The sequence below is a fragment of the Moritella sp. F3 genome (assembly GCF_015082335.1).
Taxonomy (GTDB): domain Bacteria; phylum Pseudomonadota; class Gammaproteobacteria; order Enterobacterales; family Moritellaceae; genus Moritella.
Window position 1 is genome coordinate 1 of record NZ_BLRL01000023.1, and the last position, 15,349, is coordinate 15,349.

Annotated in this window: 15 protein-coding genes; 11 read left to right on the forward strand and 4 right to left on the reverse strand. The window is 39.7% G+C overall.

The annotated features are described in order from the left end of the window. The first annotated feature begins 327 nt into the window (after nucleotides 1–327). Nucleotides 328–1,182 carry an outer membrane protein OmpK gene (locus tag JFU56_RS21665; RefSeq protein WP_198439296.1) on the forward strand — a complete coding sequence of 285 codons (855 nt, stop codon included), beginning with the start codon at nucleotides 328–330 and terminating at the stop codon, nucleotides 1,180–1,182. A 297-nt stretch (nucleotides 1,183–1,479) separates the two neighbouring features. Here JFU56_RS21665 and JFU56_RS21670 read toward each other — a convergent pair whose 3' ends face one another. Then, on the reverse strand, nucleotides 1,480–1,944 hold the full coding sequence (locus JFU56_RS21670) for a DUF1097 domain-containing protein (RefSeq protein ID WP_198439297.1): 465 nt from the start codon (nucleotides 1,942–1,944) through the stop codon (nucleotides 1,480–1,482). 479 nt (nucleotides 1,945–2,423) lie between these two features. Here JFU56_RS21670 and rbsD point away from each other — a divergent pair, with 479 nt between their 5' ends. The 6 genes from rbsD (at nucleotide 2,424) to JFU56_RS21700 (ending at nucleotide 8,636) form a co-directional block, all read left to right on the forward strand. Next, on the forward strand, nucleotides 2,424–2,843 hold the full coding sequence (rbsD, locus tag JFU56_RS21675; RefSeq protein ID WP_198439298.1) for a D-ribose pyranase: 420 nt from the start codon (nucleotides 2,424–2,426) through the stop codon (nucleotides 2,841–2,843). 81 nt (nucleotides 2,844–2,924) lie between these two features. After that, nucleotides 2,925–4,430 carry a ribose ABC transporter ATP-binding protein RbsA gene (gene rbsA, locus JFU56_RS21680; protein WP_198439299.1) on the forward strand — a complete coding sequence of 502 codons (1,506 nt, stop codon included), beginning with the start codon at nucleotides 2,925–2,927 and terminating at the stop codon, nucleotides 4,428–4,430. Next, nucleotides 4,427–5,476: a ribose ABC transporter permease gene (gene rbsC, locus JFU56_RS21685; RefSeq protein ID WP_242066049.1), complete on the forward strand. Its 1,050-nt coding sequence runs from the start codon at nucleotides 4,427–4,429 to the stop codon at nucleotides 5,474–5,476. Before rbsA ends, rbsC begins: the two co-directional genes overlap by 4 nt. Nucleotides 5,477–5,589: 113 nt before the next feature. After that, on the forward strand, nucleotides 5,590–6,468 hold the full coding sequence (gene rbsB, locus JFU56_RS21690) for a ribose ABC transporter substrate-binding protein RbsB (protein ID WP_198439300.1): 879 nt from the start codon (nucleotides 5,590–5,592) through the stop codon (nucleotides 6,466–6,468). A gap of 147 nt (nucleotides 6,469–6,615) precedes the next feature. Beyond that, nucleotides 6,616–7,536 carry a ribokinase gene (gene rbsK, locus JFU56_RS21695; protein WP_198439301.1) on the forward strand — a complete coding sequence of 307 codons (921 nt, stop codon included), beginning with the start codon at nucleotides 6,616–6,618 and terminating at the stop codon, nucleotides 7,534–7,536. 95 nt (nucleotides 7,537–7,631) lie between these two features. Next, nucleotides 7,632–8,636, forward strand: a complete 1,005-nt coding sequence (locus JFU56_RS21700; protein WP_198439302.1) for a substrate-binding domain-containing protein — start codon at nucleotides 7,632–7,634, stop codon at nucleotides 8,634–8,636. 511 nt (nucleotides 8,637–9,147) lie between these two features. Here JFU56_RS21700 and JFU56_RS21705 read toward each other — a convergent pair. Next, nucleotides 9,148–10,257 carry an FAD-dependent monooxygenase gene (locus JFU56_RS21705; protein ID WP_198439303.1) on the reverse strand — a complete coding sequence of 370 codons (1,110 nt, stop codon included), beginning with the start codon at nucleotides 10,255–10,257 and terminating at the stop codon, nucleotides 9,148–9,150. 316 nt (nucleotides 10,258–10,573) lie between these two features. On the opposite strand from JFU56_RS21705, the gene JFU56_RS21710 reads away from it, so the two are divergent. The 3 genes from JFU56_RS21710 (at nucleotide 10,574) to JFU56_RS21720 (ending at nucleotide 13,375) form a co-directional block, all read left to right on the forward strand. Continuing rightward, entirely contained in the window at nucleotides 10,574–11,545 is a 972-nt protein-coding gene (locus JFU56_RS21710) for a porin (RefSeq protein ID WP_198439304.1), read from the forward strand. A 341-nt stretch (nucleotides 11,546–11,886) separates the two neighbouring features. Next, nucleotides 11,887–12,063 (forward strand): hypothetical protein, encoded by a 177-nt coding sequence (locus JFU56_RS23130; RefSeq protein WP_242066050.1) that lies wholly within the window; start codon nucleotides 11,887–11,889, stop codon nucleotides 12,061–12,063. A gap of 343 nt (nucleotides 12,064–12,406) precedes the next feature. Then, nucleotides 12,407–13,375, forward strand: a complete 969-nt coding sequence (locus JFU56_RS21720; RefSeq protein ID WP_198439305.1) for a porin — start codon at nucleotides 12,407–12,409, stop codon at nucleotides 13,373–13,375. A 285-nt stretch (nucleotides 13,376–13,660) separates the two neighbouring features. On the opposite strand, the gene JFU56_RS21725 is transcribed toward JFU56_RS21720, so the two are convergent. Both JFU56_RS21725 and JFU56_RS21730 read right to left on the reverse strand, forming a co-directional pair. After that, nucleotides 13,661–13,969 carry a hypothetical protein gene (locus JFU56_RS21725; protein ID WP_198439306.1) on the reverse strand — a complete coding sequence of 103 codons (309 nt, stop codon included), beginning with the start codon at nucleotides 13,967–13,969 and terminating at the stop codon, nucleotides 13,661–13,663. A 38-nt stretch (nucleotides 13,970–14,007) separates the two neighbouring features. After that, nucleotides 14,008–14,202 carry a hypothetical protein gene (locus JFU56_RS21730; protein WP_198439307.1) on the reverse strand — a complete coding sequence of 65 codons (195 nt, stop codon included), beginning with the start codon at nucleotides 14,200–14,202 and terminating at the stop codon, nucleotides 14,008–14,010. 470 nt (nucleotides 14,203–14,672) lie between these two features. On the opposite strand from JFU56_RS21730, the gene JFU56_RS21735 reads away from it, so the two are divergent. Then, nucleotides 14,673–15,236, forward strand: a complete 564-nt coding sequence (locus JFU56_RS21735; RefSeq protein ID WP_198439308.1) for a hypothetical protein — start codon at nucleotides 14,673–14,675, stop codon at nucleotides 15,234–15,236. Nucleotides 15,237–15,349 lie beyond the last annotated feature (113 nt).

A 15,349-nucleotide genomic window follows, 5' to 3' on the forward strand; every position in this document is an offset into this window, starting at 1 on the left:
TGTAAATAAGCTTAAATTTAAATTTAAGCTTATTTACATAGAAGGTAATATAAATCAAATGTTTAAATAATTATTTCGATACTATGGGTTAATTATATTTTTAATAAACTTGTCATTAACAACTACTTACTTTTAAATTGCGATAATCTAGTTAAATAGTTTGCTTAGCATTCTAAATGCAGTTAATTAAACTTTTGATCACATTTTTTGATATTTATTGCAGTATTTGTTACAGATTTATTGAACTTTTTTGTAATCGCGATACACTCGCGCCATAAAAATCGCGCTGGCTCATACAGAGCTGTGCACCATAAAATGGAAGTAATGATGAAAAACATTAAAAACGCAGCATTAGCTGCAACAACTCTTGCTGCTCTTTCTGGTAACGCATTTGCTGCTGATTACTCTGATGACATTCACAAGAATGATTACCAATGGTCACAGTTTAACTTAATGTATGCAGTAGACGAAAAACCGCAAAACCCAGCATCAGGTAACAAGCATAACTATCTTGAATTAGAGTTTGGTGGTCGTTCTGGTGTTGTTGATCTATACGGTTATGTTGACGTATTTAATCTTACAAGCGATCACGGTAGTGATTCAGATAAATCTGGCGATGCTAGTAAGATGTTCATGAAGCTTGCACCACGTTTCTCTCTTGACGGCATGACGGGTAAAGATCTTTCATTTGGTCCTGTTCAAGAAGTATATGTAGCGACATTATTTAACTGGGGCGGCGGTTCTGCAAACGCTAACTTTGGCGATGGTGATGTGAACAACGCTTTCTTTGGTCTGGGTTCTGACGTAATGGTACCTTGGTTAGGTAAAGTGGGTATGAATCTTTATGGTTTATACGAAATTAACAATAAAGACTGGAACGGTTACCAGTTTTCGATGAACTGGTTTAAACCGGTTGTTAACTTTGATAACGGTAGCTTCATTTCTTATCAAGGTTACATTGATTACCAATTTGGTTTAGAGGATCGTTCAGATTCATTCGCTAGTACAGTAAGTAACGGCGGCGCTATGTACAATGGTATTTATTGGCATTCAGAGCGCTACTCTGTAGGCTATGGCCTAAAAGTATATAACAATATTTACGGTGTGAAAAACCAAACGGGTTCTCTTAATTTAGAATCTTCTGGTTTCGGTCATTATTTCGCTGCAACTTACAAATTCTAAGAACCTAATCTTAGAATAAGTTTGTGGAGTCACGTCTCGCGTGGCTCCTGATTTTCTTCAAGTTATACCTGCCTTTATAAACATCCCATCGATATCTCAAATTAGTCTTATTCTCAACATACTCTATTTATATAGAACGCTCTCTCTTTGAGCTTAATAACGTTAAGCCATTAATCGCCTTACATCGTATGTATATTCTGCTATGTGCGCAATAAACTGAATTTGAGGCATGCCAAAGAGCCAGTGATTATCTAGCTCTATTGCAGGTTTGAAATTTAGAGGTCTAAATGACAGGTATTAAGCGTGCTGTGGCGTGGTTTTAAAACTAACGAACAAGGCTGTTAATTGCGTCATGCTGTAGCCGAGTAGGCCGCCGATGAGTAGCGGTGGAATAATGGCATATACATCGCCAGCCATGGCAAAGGTTATACAACAGCCAATAAAAGCACCTGGAATAAAAGCCAGTTTACTGTAGCTAGCTTGTAAGCACATCGCACTGGTGACAATACCAGTGAGCAGATAACCTAATAGCGGTGTATCAAGCCAGCCACTGCCAGAGATTGCCAGCCAAGCCCAAAATACACCGGATAAATTAGTAAACCAAGTCATTAACACGCCGTTAAATCCAGCCTTCGGTTGCGCGAAGAAAGTACTGCAACTTAAAAATCCTATCCAAGTGACTAAATGAAATGTATCGGCGGTACCACACCATAGGGCTGCAAGTAGGCCTGCGGAAAGCGCGACTTGATAACGATCTTTCATATTTTAACTCTATTATATACAAATAATATTAGAGGCTAAATTACCGCATAACCAAGAATAAAAACATGAAGCTAGTCGTAAATTCGACATTAAAGACTACCCAGTTATAAATACTCGGTGTGTTACCTCCCTTTTATTTTAGGTAAGCTTAGAGCGGTGAAGTTTAAAATTTAACCGTTTTGTCGTGAAGTGCAGATGAGTTCATGATTGTTATCATTTTATTTTCGACTGATTTCCATAGCGCCTATTACTTTCGATATAAGCGATTTTCTTCGTAAAAATAACCTCTCGATTTCAAATGAAAGAAATTAGCTTAGTTCTTAGATCCAACTCGCATTTTTATACTTAGAGACTAGAATTATCCTTATTTTTGGCTATATTCAACCCATCGAAACGTTTGCGCAAACGTTTCGATGGCGTTAACATGAACCATATTAAAGACTCAGATTTAGTTATTTTCACCTTGTAAGGCGTGACCCATGAAGAAAAATGCACTTATCAACGCAGACTTATCTTACTTAGTTGCAACGCTAGGCCATACCAACGAGATCACCATTTGTGATGCTGGTTTACCGGTTCCGGCGTCAACGCAGCGTATCGACCTTGCGCTTATTCCTGGTGTACCGACATTTATCGCGACAGTGACAGCAATACTGGGTGAGATGCAAATTGAAGGCATCGTATTAGCAGAAGAGTTTGCTGCGGTCAGCCCTGAACTGCATAGCGCTTTACTTGATGTGATAGCCAATGAAGAGCAGCTAACCAATAAAAAAATCGGAATCACCTATATTAGTCACGAAGCATTTAAACAACGAACAGAGCAGAGCAAAGCAGTGGTGCGCACTGGTGAGTGTACGCCTTATGCCAATGTGATATTTCAATCTGGCGTGGTGTTTTAGTCTCGCAGTTGCAATTTGACACAGCATTGATTAACCAAAACGTATTAACAGCCATTTATGCGGAATAAAGTAGGAACTGACATGACGCAAGCAATTTTAAAACTCAGTGGTATCGAAAAATCATTTCCGGGTGTGAAAGCATTGGATAATGCCTGTTTGAATGTATACCCAGGTAAAGTTATGGCATTGCTGGGCGAAAATGGTGCCGGTAAATCGACGTTGATGAAGGTACTTACAGGTATCTATCACATGGATAAAGGGTCTATCAACTATCAAGGTAGTGATGTGACATTTGACGGACCACGTCATTCCCAAGAAGTCGGTATCAGTATCATTCATCAAGAACTAAACTTGATCCCTGAGTTAACTATTGCTGAAAACATCTTTTTAGGTCGTGAAAAAACTAATGTGTTTGGTGGCATCAAGTGGTCTGAAATGTATCGCGATGCGGATGCATTATTACAACGTTTAAATGTAAAGCACAGCTCGCGCCAATTACTCGGAGAGCTGAGTTTAGGTGAACAACAAATGGTGGAGATCGCCAAAGCGTTGTCATTTAAATCACAAGTGATTGTGATGGATGAACCGACCGATGCATTAACAGACAGCGAAACGAAATCATTATTTAAGGTGATTAACGAACTGCGTAATGAAGGTTGCGGCATTGTTTATATCTCGCACCGTTTAAAAGAAATTTTTGAGATCTGTGATGACATTACGGTATTACGTGACGGTAAATTTATTGCTGAAATAGCCGTGTCCGATATTGATGAAGATGGCTTAATTGAAAAAATGGTTGGCCGCCGTCTTGATGAAATTTATCCTCGTATCGATGCTAAACACGGCACGTTATGTTTGGAAGTTGAAAACATTGTTGCACCGGGTGTGCGTGATGTCAGTTTCACGTTAGACCATGGTGAAATATTAGGAATATCAGGGCTAATGGGCGCTGGTCGCACAGAATTAATGAAAGCGATTTATGGTGCGTTACCACGTCAGTCTGGCGATGTTATTTTGGATGACAAAGTGGTGAGTCCAGTTACACCGCGTGATGGTCTGGCTAATGGCATTGCTTATATCTCTGAGGATCGTAAAGGTGACGGCCTTATTCTTGGGTTATCAGTCAAAGAAAACATGTCTTTGTGTGCGCTAGATGCATTATCGAAAGGGCTGCAATTAGATCATCGCAAAGAGGCGACAGCGGTTGAAGACTTCATGCGTCAGTTTAATGTGAAAACCCCGAGTCGCGATCAGATCATTGGTAACTTGTCTGGTGGTAACCAGCAGAAAGTAGCGATTGCGAAAGGTTTGATGACCCGTCCTAAAGTACTCATTTTAGACGAACCTACACGTGGTGTAGATGTTGGCGCTAAAAAAGAGATCTATCAGTTAATCAATCAATTTAAAGCGGAAGGCATGAGCATCATCCTTGTCTCGTCAGAAATGCCAGAAGTATTGGGCATGAGCGATCGTATTTTAGTGATGCACGAAGGCCGTATCAGTGGTGAGTTTATGGCTGAAGACGCGGATCAAGAAAAACTGATGGCGTGTGCCGTTGGCAAAAAAATCAATGAGGCAGTGCTATGAGCCAGAACCAAGCAGTGAATAGCAGTGCTACTAATACCAGCAATAATTCCAACAACAATTCCAACAATTATGTAACCGGTGATGTTATGACGAAAACTTTAACCCAAAAATTCTTTACCAAAGAATGGCTTTTTGAACAAAAATCATTAATTGCCTTAATTTTATTGATTGTGGTGGTGTCTTTCTTGAACCCGCACTTTTTCACCATGGGCAATATTTTAAACATATTACGTCAAACATCAGTTAGCGCGATCATTGCCGTAGGCATGACCCTAGTGATTTTAACCGGTGGTATTGATTTAGGTGTTGGCTCAGTATTAGCCCTCTGTGGTGCTTTTGCTGCGTCCTTAATCGCAATGGAAGTGTCTGTCATGATTGCCGTACCAGTGGCTTTATTTGCAGGTGCAGCATTGGGTGCCATGAGCGGTATTATTATCGCCAAAGGTAAAGTGCAAGCCTTTATTGCCACACTGGTTACCATGACACTATTACGTGGTGTGACGATGGTTTATACCGATGGACGCCCAATCTCAACTGGTTTTACTGATGTTGCTGATAGCTTCTCATGGATCGGTACGGGTTATTTATTAGGTGTGCCAGTGCCAATCTGGTTAATGGTTATTGTTTTTGCATCGGTATGGTACTTACTTAACCACACGCGCTTTGGTCGTTATGTTTATGCGCTTGGTGGTAATGAAGCGGCGACAAGTTTATCTGGTATTAACGTTGATAAAGTGAAGATTGGCGTGTACGCCATTTGTGGCGTACTGGCTGCATTAGCGGGTCTGATTGTGACTTCACGCCTTTCATCTGCGCAGCCAACAGCTGGTATGGGTTATGAGTTAGATGCAATTGCAGCGGTCGTTGTCGGCGGTACCAGTCTTGCTGGTGGTAAAGGCCGAATTATGGGTACGTTAATTGGTGCCTTGATTATCGGTTTCCTGAATAACGCATTAAACCTATTGGATGTATCTTCATACTTCCAAATGATAGCTAAAGCTGTGGTGATTTTACTTGCAGTATTAGTCGAAACGAAAAAGAAATAGACCAGAATAACTACAAGAATAATAACAATAAAAACACGATAAATAGTCGTAACAAAACCTGCGAACCTCAATACCCTATCTGAGGCAGCAGAACTAACCAGAAGGTATATGTAATGAAAAAATTAGCAACCTTGATCTCTGCTGCTCTCGTTTCAGCATCTTTTAGTGCAACTGTGATGGCGCAAGATTCTATTGCGATGGTCGTGTCGACGCTAAACAACCCTTTCTTTGTGACAATGAAAGAAGGTGCGGAAGCGAAAGCTGAAGCCTTAGGTTATGAGTTAATTGTGTTGGATTCACAAAATGATCCAAGCAAAGAATTGTCGAACGTTGAAGATTTAACGGTACGTGGCGTGAAAGCAATTCTAATCAATCCAACTGATTCAGATGCAGTATCAAACGCTATCCGCATGGCTAACCGTTCAGGTATACCGGTGTTAACGTTAGACCGTGGTGCAAGTCGCGGTAAAGTGGTAAGCCACATTGCTTCTGATAACGTTGCTGGTGGCGAAATGGCGGGCCAATATATTACTGACACGATTGGCGCAAATGCGAAAGTTATTCAACTAGAAGGCATTGCAGGTACTTCTGCAGCACGTGAACGTGGCCAAGGCTTCATGCAAGCGGTTGATAAAAACAAAATGGATCTGTTAGGTAGCCAACCTGCTGATTTTGACCGTACGAAAGGTCTTAATGTAATGGAAAATATGCTTGCTGCTAACCCTGATGTACAAGCTGTATTCGCGCAAAATGATGAGATGGCATTAGGTGCATTACGCGCAGTACAAGCATCGGGTAAAGACGTATTAATCGTTGGCTTTGATGGAACTAAAGACGGTATTGCTGCAGTTAATCGCGGTATTTTAGGCGCGACTATTGCACAACAACCAGGACTAATCGGTGCGCTGGGTGTTGAAGCGGCTGATAAAGTACTTAAAGGTCTACCGGTAGAAAAAAGTATCGCAGTACCACTTAAAGTGATCACCAAGTAATGATATAGAAGGGGGTTGCGTAGGCCGCTATCCCCTGTCTATTTTTCAATTCAACATATAAAAACATGACTTAATAGTATGTACATTACCATCGTGCTATTAAGTCATGTTTTATTCTCTCCAGTTACAACGTATTAAGGCTCCTTTATGAATAAGTTAGTTGTGTTAGGCAGTGTTAACGCTGATCATGTTTTACAAGTGGCTTCTTTTCCGCGTCCAGGCGAAACCTTACTTGGGCATAGCTATGCAGTGATCCCTGGTGGTAAAGGCGCAAACCAAGCAGTAGCTGCGGCACGTTTAGGTGCTGACATTGCCTTTATTGCTTGTGTTGGTGATGACAGTTTTGGTACTAATATGATCACCGAATTTGGCCGTGATGGTATCAATACCCAAGCGGTGATGACGGAGCAAGATACGCCAACAGGTATCGCCATGATCCAAGTTGCTGCAACCGGTGAAAATAGCATTTGTATCTCGGCTGAAGCTAATGCCTGTTTAACACCTGAGCGACTAGCACCACATAGCGAGTTAATTGCACAAGCTGATACATTATTAATGCAATTAGAAACGCCGATTGCAACTATCACACAAGCCGCTAGAATAGCTAAACAAGCGGGCACTCGCGTGGTATTAAATCCCGCACCAGCACAGTCATTAAGTGATGAGCTATTAGCTGTGGTTGATTTGATCACGCCGAATGAAACTGAAGCAGAGTTATTAACAGGCGTTAAAGTGACAGACATGGCATCTGCACATATTGCGGCAGATGTATTACATGATAAAGGTATTAGCGAGGTGATGATCACGCTCGGTAGCCAAGGTGTATGGATCAGCAAATCAGGCACAGGTAAACAAGTAAAAGGTTTCCGTGTTGATGCGGTTGATACGACTGCAGCAGGTGATACTTTTAATGGTGGTTTGTTAGCTGGATTACAGGCTGGCTTAGGTTTAGATGATGCGATCTTATTTGCGCATGCTGCTGCTGCGATTTCTGTTACCCGCGTTGGTGCACAAACATCAATTCCAACAAAAATGGAAGTTGATGCATTTTTAGCGTTACAAAATTAACGCGTATTAGAGGTTGTGTGTATTTATAGGTGATGAGTACTGAGTCGCCTTTTTATTCACCACCTTTTTATTCATAACATGGACAATATTAGCGAATGGCAACAATTAAAGACGTAGCAAAACATGCAGGTGTATCAACGTCAACGGTGAGTCATGTATTAAATAATACCCGCTATGTGAGTGAAGATGTGTCTGCGCGCGTGAAAGCGGCGGTTGACGAATTACGTTATGCGCCTTCTGCATTGGCGCGCAGTCTTAAAGTCCAGAGTACAAAAACATTTGGTATGTTGGTTACTACCTCAACCAATCCATTCTTTGGTGAAGTGCTGAAAGGCGTAGAACGTCGCTGTTATGAACATGGCTATACGCTTATTTTATGTAATACGGAAGGTGATATTGCGCGTATGCATGCCAACCTAGATACACTATTACAAAAACGTGTAGATGGTTTAATGTTGATGTGCAGTGAAGTTGAAAGCCAAGGTTTTAATTTATTTGAACGTCACAAGCCAGTACCAACAGTGGTCATGGATTGGGGCCCGACGAATTTCTCGTGCGATAAGATCCAAGATAATTCTCATCGCGGTGGCTATATGGCTACGCAGCATCTTATTGCGAAAGGCCATACCGAAATCGGCTGTATTACCGGTGTATTAGATAAGTTAACAGCGCAGCAGCGTTTTGCTGGTTTTACCCAAGCGATGGACGAAGCTGGCTTGGCGATAAATCCTAAGTGGGTGACTGCGGGTAACTTTGAATGTGAAGGTGGCGAAAAAGCATTTGCTGAAATGTATTCTAATGGCCCATTACCCTCGGCCTTGTTTGTCTGTAATGACATGATGGCGATGAGCGTGATTAATAGCGCGAGTAAAAAGGGCATCTCAGTACCGGAAGACCTGTCTATTATCGGTTACGATGACATTAAGTTAGCCAAATATATCACGCCTTCATTAACGACGATTCACCAGCCTAAGCACCGTTTAGGACAAAAGGCCGTGGATATGTTACTGGAACAAATTAACTCGAAAACTGAGAGTAATCAGATCATTGAGTTAGAACCGACCTTAGTGGAACGCGATAGTGTTAAAGCGTTAGGTTAATAAATAAGACTATCAACTCTTGGTTGTTAATCGTGCTAAGTTAGTGATATATAGTGGTTTTAACCTTGTTTTGCTATCTATCTTAATTTATTCGTTGGAAGTATCACTTTAGAGTTGCTTTTCAAATGTGAAATGTTATTTTCATGCCTATTCGAAGATGTTTAATATCGACTTATTGATAAATACGACGCAATGTTCTGTTTTACGTAAGCTTATGAAAAATTATATTCAGAGTTACGCAGTATATTGGTGTTATTACCGTATTTGATACGGGATTTGTAGTCAATATAGTCAATGGTGTGAGGGTGAATATGAAGTGTTGTAAAGATGGTCGAGTGATTAAAATAAGCCGAAATAGATTACAAAAGCTATTTTATAGCAGCGTTTATAAATGCAATTTCTGTGGCAAGTTAGTGAAGCTAAAGAAGTAACTCACGAGTGATGATTATGGAAAGCCTATTGAAATGCACTTTGATGAAGTGACTTGCAATAGGCTTTTTTGTATTCGGAATTAAAATACAGAACGACCATTTACGGTTGTAAACTGCTGGTATAAGCTTTGCACTTCAATAGGATCGAAAGGTTCAATATAAGTCAATTGGCTCAAGCGATGCGTAATATTTTGTAAATCATGTGAACGCTGTTGTGCTCGATGCTGATAGCGCTGTAAGGCATTAGGTATATCATTAAAGTTAGCGGCTAGGCTCTGCGCAAGAATATAGGCGTTTTCAATACCTAAACTAAAGCCTATGCCCATGGTTGGTAATACCGAGCAACATGCATCACCAAGTAATACCGCATTGCCTCTGCTCCATCGCGAGAACGGCGCCACATCTGCTAAAGGCGAAGGCATGATCTGTGATTCCGGTGTGCTTTTTATCATCTCGAGTAGAAATGGTGAATAGTGAGCAAACTTTTCTAAGATACGCGCTTTATCCAGAGTTTCACCTTCTGCGACTGGGCATGCTGCGAACCAGTACTTTGAATGATTTTCTCGGTCGTAAGTATAAGTAACAATACGTGATTGCATTCCAGCAAACACATAGCATTCATCATCACTTATCCCTGGCGTATTAAAATCAACAATGCCTCGACAGCAGTAAACACCTGGCTGGCGTATATTCACTTCTGGCGCGACAAACTGGCGTACTTGTGAGAATAATCCATCCACACCGACAATGACGTCTGCAATGAGCGGTTCACCGTTAATGAGAATGACCTCATTTTCGACACTGCAATGTTGGCCAGTCAGGATGTTATCTTCACCAAGAGCAGTTAATAATAACTGGTAAAGATCTCGTCGATGAAATAGACCTATAGGTGCGTTGACGTTACCGTCAGTCGCTTGCATTGAGAGTTGGTTAATCATTTCTGATGTCGCGGTCAATGTCGTAATCAGATCAACGCTATTACCTGTTGCCTTCACCTTTTCGACATCTATTAATGCGGCTAAGATCTGCATGCCTTCAGGCCACATGATAATACCGGTACCATCTGCTCTTGGCTTATCTGCTTTTTCATAAACAGTCGCTTCAATGCCAAATATACGTAGCGATAAAGCCAGCGCCAGACCGTTTAATCCGGCACCGACAATCGCTATTTTAAGATCTTTCTTATCCATTACCTTATTCCTTTTTTTCAATGCACTTTATTGTATTGAATATAACTAACTCACTGTTTATTAAAATATAACATGGCATGATGGTGTTTTTAATAGTTTATATGTTTCATCTAGGGGTAGAAGTTCCACTGAAATTCAAAATAATACTGTGATCTGGTATTTTTACGAGTTACTGGGTATTAGCTTTACTAATATAATGTTCGCAAGCAAGGCAAGGTACACGTGCTATGACTGAGAGTATCAATGACGCTTATAGATAGCGATAGCGTAACAACTTGTTTTTAATCTTCGACTTTATCAATATTGGAATTTTGTTATGAAAAAACTAAATAAAGCATTGTCTCTTACATTAGCTGCAATAGTATCTATGCCAACACTTGCAGAGAACGTAAACACTGATGATTTCTCTTTTGGTGGTCGTGTTGAAGCAAGAGCCGGACTTACTGATAGTGATTTTGATGACAAATCACGTGTACGTTTAAACGGTCAAGGCAAGCATGTTATTAATGATGATGTAACAGCGGTTGGTAAATTCGAATTTGAGCTAACACAAGAAGACGACTCATCGGATACGACAGTACAAAATAAAACGCGTTATGCATACGTTGGTGCAGAAACAGCTTATGGTACGGTAACGTATGGTACACAAGACAATGCTGTGACTTACCTAACAAACTTCACTGATATGGCTGAGTACTTCAGTGGCTATACTAACGAAAGCATCACTGCAAGTGGTGACAGAGCTGAAGACACTGTGCTTTATGCTGTAAATAAAGGTGACTTAACTGTTCATGCATCGGCTAACTTAAAAGCGACCGAAAATGGTGGTGGCTTAATGGTTGCTTATAAAGTACATCAAAATATCGAAATCAGTGCGGGTTATGCAGCAACTGAAGGCTTTTATGAGAACGTCGCGGCAACTGACGCTGATGAGAGCGAATCATCAGATGTTTACATGATCGGTGCACGCTATACTAAAGATGGTTTGTTAGTGTCTGGTCTTGTACAAGCGGGTAGTTATGGCGGTTCAGACTTCGATGCTGTTGATGCATTCGCTGCTTATTCATTTGGTGAGAACACTGTTAACGTTTCATATAACTACTACAGCGCTGACAATTTTAACGAGCTAGATGTAAACTTTGTAGCATTCGAATATGCACGTTATATTGGTGACGTTGCTGCATACGCTAGTTATAAAATTGCTTTAGATGATGATACATCGGCTGGTAAGGGTCCTAATAATAAGAATGCAGACGAATTCATTGTTGGCGCTCGTTACTCTTTTTAAGACTAACTTGTTAAAGCATAATTTGTAATATTAGCCTCCTTTCAGGGGGCTTTTTTACACCTGTATATCCGCTATTACGCCTGTGCCCTTCGAATACTTATATCCCATCTGAAATACTCATTTTTCTCATTATTCTTGCGTGTTAAGGTCTTAATTCATTTCGCGAACTCAAGGATGAGAGCATGCCGTTAAGGTTAACAGGGTTAGCCCCCTCTAGATTCACCATATCGTTAATTCTGCTATTTACCACACTATGCATATCTATATCACCACCGGTTTATGCTAAAGCGGAGGATTTCTTTCGGCTTAAAAGTGGCGGGCTACTAATAAGCGGTACTAAAATGAAATATTCAGAAGTGATGGAGATGATCAAGAAAGAAAAGTCGTCGGAAAGAATTGGAAATCATCGCTATATTTTGGATGCTTCGGTAGGAGGTTTGTTTGATGTGCAACTCAAATTTAATCGCGGCAAGTTAACCGAAATTGATGCGAAACAGTTGGGAAGACAGCATCATTAGCTTGGTTTTATGTTCATTTATACTCTCGGATCTTATGCTCGATGATCGTTTTTTTGTTTGTCTTGATAGGCGTTAAGCAGGGGAGTACTCATTAAGTTGTACAGAGCTAGGTGATACCTGATTTTGATCAAAGTAAATTTAAGTAAAATGAATATACTATCATTATGTTCTTTATTAGTATTTATAGCCGGGCGGATGTTAAAACTAAGATTAATCTGCGTTTTTTAACTCATTTGTCTATGAATTGTAACTATTATATTAGCTATTATTTTTAAATATTAATTTCAACACTCAACTGTACCTCTCACTTTTAACTATCAACTGCATTTAAATGGAATTGTTCATGAACAAAATAAATAAAGCATTATCTATTACACTAGCTGCAATCGTATCTATGCCAACGCTGGCTGAAAGCATCAACACTGACGACTTTTCTTTTGGTGGACGTGTAGAAGCAAGAGCCGCGCTTGCTGATAGTGATTTTAATGATAAATCACGTGTACGTATTAATGGTCAAGGTAAGCATGAGATTAATGAAGCTTTAACTGCCGTTGGTAAATTCGAATATGAATTAACACAAGAAGATAATAGTTCTGACACAACAGTTAAAAATAACCTTCGTTATGCATACGTTGGTGTTGAAACTGCGCACGGTACTTTGACATACGGTACACAAGATAACGCTGTTACTTATCTTACTAACTTCACCGATGTTGCTGAAGTTTACAGTGGCTACACAAATGAAGCATTTTCTGCAAGTGGCGACCGTTCAGAAGATACTGTGCTTTATAGCGTGGTTAAAGGTGATTTAACATTTAACGCATCAGCTAACTTACAAGAAAATGAAAAAGGCGGCGGTTTGATGGCTGCTTATAAATTGCTACCAAGCGTTGAAGTAAGTGCGGGTTATGCAGCGACTGAAGGCCTTGAGGCTAATTCATCGGAAACAAATTATGATGATACAAAGTCATCAGATGTATACATGATCGGTGCTCGTTACACTCAAGATAATATTTTAGTTTCAGGTCTAGTACAAAAAGGTACTTTAGGTGATGCTGATTTCAATGCTGTTGACGCATTCGCATCTTATGGCTTTGGCGAAAACTTAGTAAGTGTTTCATACAACTACTACAGCGCTGATGAGCAAGATAAATTAGATGTTAACTTCGTAGCATTTGAATACGGTCGTTACATTGGTGACGTAGCTGCATATGCTGGTTATAAAGTGGCACTAAATAATGATACTTCAGCTGGTTCAGGTAACAACAACAACGCTGATGAGTTCATTGTAGGCGCTCGTTACTCGTTCTAAGGCTGATTCATTCAATGTAGCTATGCATTGAATTTTATCTCTTGTTAGGCGGCGTTAAATTAAGAGTTTACGCTCGCTACTTCTGCCGGTTTCTTAGTCTTTTCCATAGCAGAACTAACATACCCTTATATGAAATCTCGCTTATTTGCAGTAAGCGGGATTTTTTTGATCGTAACGTTTTAAGAAGATTATTAAATGAGTGATATAGAAGAAGCAAGAGGGTTTACAATGTACTGCAATAGCAGCTAAGGGCTTTAGCCTCTAGCTGTTTAATTTATACCTAACCTACATCCAGTAAGTACGCTGCTCTGGCATAAAGTCGCTAGTGTCTGACATGTTTTTTATTTCACCACTTTGCTCTTCTGTTTTAGGCTTTTCTAATTTTTCGCCCTTTTCATCAACAACATCGCTTGTATCTATTTGTGGCTTATCCAAGTCATCAACACTAATCGGTTGATCTTCTGTAGCATCTTCAACGCTGGCAGGGGTAAAAGATTGGATATTACTTCTTGGCTGGTTAATCGGTAGGTTGCTGTTGGTGCTACAACCTTGATTCAATAAACAAAGAAGAATTATTATTTTTAATTTATTCATGAACACCCCATACAGGTATGGTTATATATTTATTAAAACTATTCGACCTGAGTTTTCAGAACGGCCATAACAGCCATGAACTCACCAATAGCTAATAAGCCATTCTTTTCTGGTTCACTTTTTGCTGCTTTATTACCTATTGTAGCTAAAGCACCGTCTTTATCGCTACCGGCTCCGTTACTGCAAGCTTGAAGTGATAAACAAAGAAACATCGTTAAAACTATTTTACTCATCATCATTCCATGGGTTTACGCTTGAAAAACAAGGTTTTATCGGTTTTTGTTGAATTTTAGATAAAGAAAAGCCCATTGAATCAAACCATTCAATGGGCTGCGACACTTAGGAGGGTGCCGTTCTAACTTGCGTTTGGTGGAGTCGGGGGGAGTTGAAGCCCAAATCGATACTGGATGTAATTACAGTGTTAGTTTTTTGTAATCGGTAGCCCTATCCATATGTATCCAATAAGACCCATCCTATGCCGCCAAAGTGCCGCCTTTTTTTATATATATATAATAAATTTTACAGGATATTGGCTTTTGTTTATGTAATTATCTATTTTAGATAATATGTCACCTTTAAACTTGTAAGTGTATGAAATGAATATAAAATGTTCGTTAGTATTTTAAGCTTTCCTTGCTGCGTATAATAATGGGCAAATAAGTTGATATTACGTTTTTGTTTAACAGCGATACATAGAGGTAAGATGGATTTATTATCACATTATAAAGATGAGTATCATTTTGAGATTCAACGTAGTGAAATATTTGATAGCAGGTTGCAAGTTCCAACCGCAGCGATAATTGTGCTGATTAGTTTTCTTGCTTATATTTTCGAAAAAGTAAATTTTTTCGGTGAGCCTGTTGGTGTGGCTACGTTTGGCGTTATATATGTTTTCTCTGTCCTTATAACGTTTGTATCAGTATGCTTTCTTGTTGTTGTTTGGGGAGGGTCAAAATATAAGTTTTTACCATTGCCTAAAGACTTAGAGCTGCATCGTAAAGATCTAAAAAACTATTTCAGTGAAGATGATTTAGGTCAAAATACCATAGATTTATATAAAAATAATCTTCTTAACTATTATGTTGAATGTGCATCTTTTAATTCTGACATAAATCAATTAAGAGCAAGACGGTTATACTTGGGTGTAATAGCAATGAGTGCTGCTTCAGTAATGGCGCTTACTTCCTATGTGCCTTACTATTCATACAATTTAGAGAAAGATGAAACTGTCAAAATTGAGGTGGTTTCAGATATTGCTCGGAGATAAAATTATGAGTGCAAATAAAAAACCATCCTCACCACCGTCGCCGCCGCCTACTCGTATGATTATTAATCATAAGAAACAGCCTATACCGGTTGTGAAGCCCTCAAAGGCTAAAG

Coding starts and splice junctions, on each gene's coding strand:
- JFU56_RS21665 (WP_198439296.1), top strand. CDS start 328: ATGAAAAACATTAAAAACGCAGCATTAGCTGCAACAACTCTTGCTGCT.
- JFU56_RS21670 (WP_198439297.1), bottom strand. CDS start 1,944: ATGAAAGATCGTTATCAAGTCGCGCTTTCCGCAGGCCTACTTGCAGCC.
- rbsD (WP_198439298.1), top strand. CDS start 2,424: ATGAAGAAAAATGCACTTATCAACGCAGACTTATCTTACTTAGTTGCA.
- rbsA (WP_198439299.1), top strand. CDS start 2,925: ATGACGCAAGCAATTTTAAAACTCAGTGGTATCGAAAAATCATTTCCG.
- rbsC (WP_242066049.1), top strand. CDS start 4,427: ATGAGCCAGAACCAAGCAGTGAATAGCAGTGCTACTAATACCAGCAAT.
- rbsB (WP_198439300.1), top strand. CDS start 5,590: ATGAAAAAATTAGCAACCTTGATCTCTGCTGCTCTCGTTTCAGCATCT.
- rbsK (WP_198439301.1), top strand. CDS start 6,616: ATGAATAAGTTAGTTGTGTTAGGCAGTGTTAACGCTGATCATGTTTTA.
- JFU56_RS21700 (WP_198439302.1), top strand. CDS start 7,632: ATGGCAACAATTAAAGACGTAGCAAAACATGCAGGTGTATCAACGTCA.
- JFU56_RS21705 (WP_198439303.1), bottom strand. CDS start 10,257: ATGGATAAGAAAGATCTTAAAATAGCGATTGTCGGTGCCGGATTAAAC.
- JFU56_RS21710 (WP_198439304.1), top strand. CDS start 10,574: ATGAAAAAACTAAATAAAGCATTGTCTCTTACATTAGCTGCAATAGTA.
- JFU56_RS23130 (WP_242066050.1), top strand. CDS start 11,887: ATGAAATATTCAGAAGTGATGGAGATGATCAAGAAAGAAAAGTCGTCG.
- JFU56_RS21720 (WP_198439305.1), top strand. CDS start 12,407: ATGAACAAAATAAATAAAGCATTATCTATTACACTAGCTGCAATCGTA.
- JFU56_RS21725 (WP_198439306.1), bottom strand. CDS start 13,969: ATGAATAAATTAAAAATAATAATTCTTCTTTGTTTATTGAATCAAGGT.
- JFU56_RS21730 (WP_198439307.1), bottom strand. CDS start 14,202: ATGAGTAAAATAGTTTTAACGATGTTTCTTTGTTTATCACTTCAAGCT.
- JFU56_RS21735 (WP_198439308.1), top strand. CDS start 14,673: ATGGATTTATTATCACATTATAAAGATGAGTATCATTTTGAGATTCAA.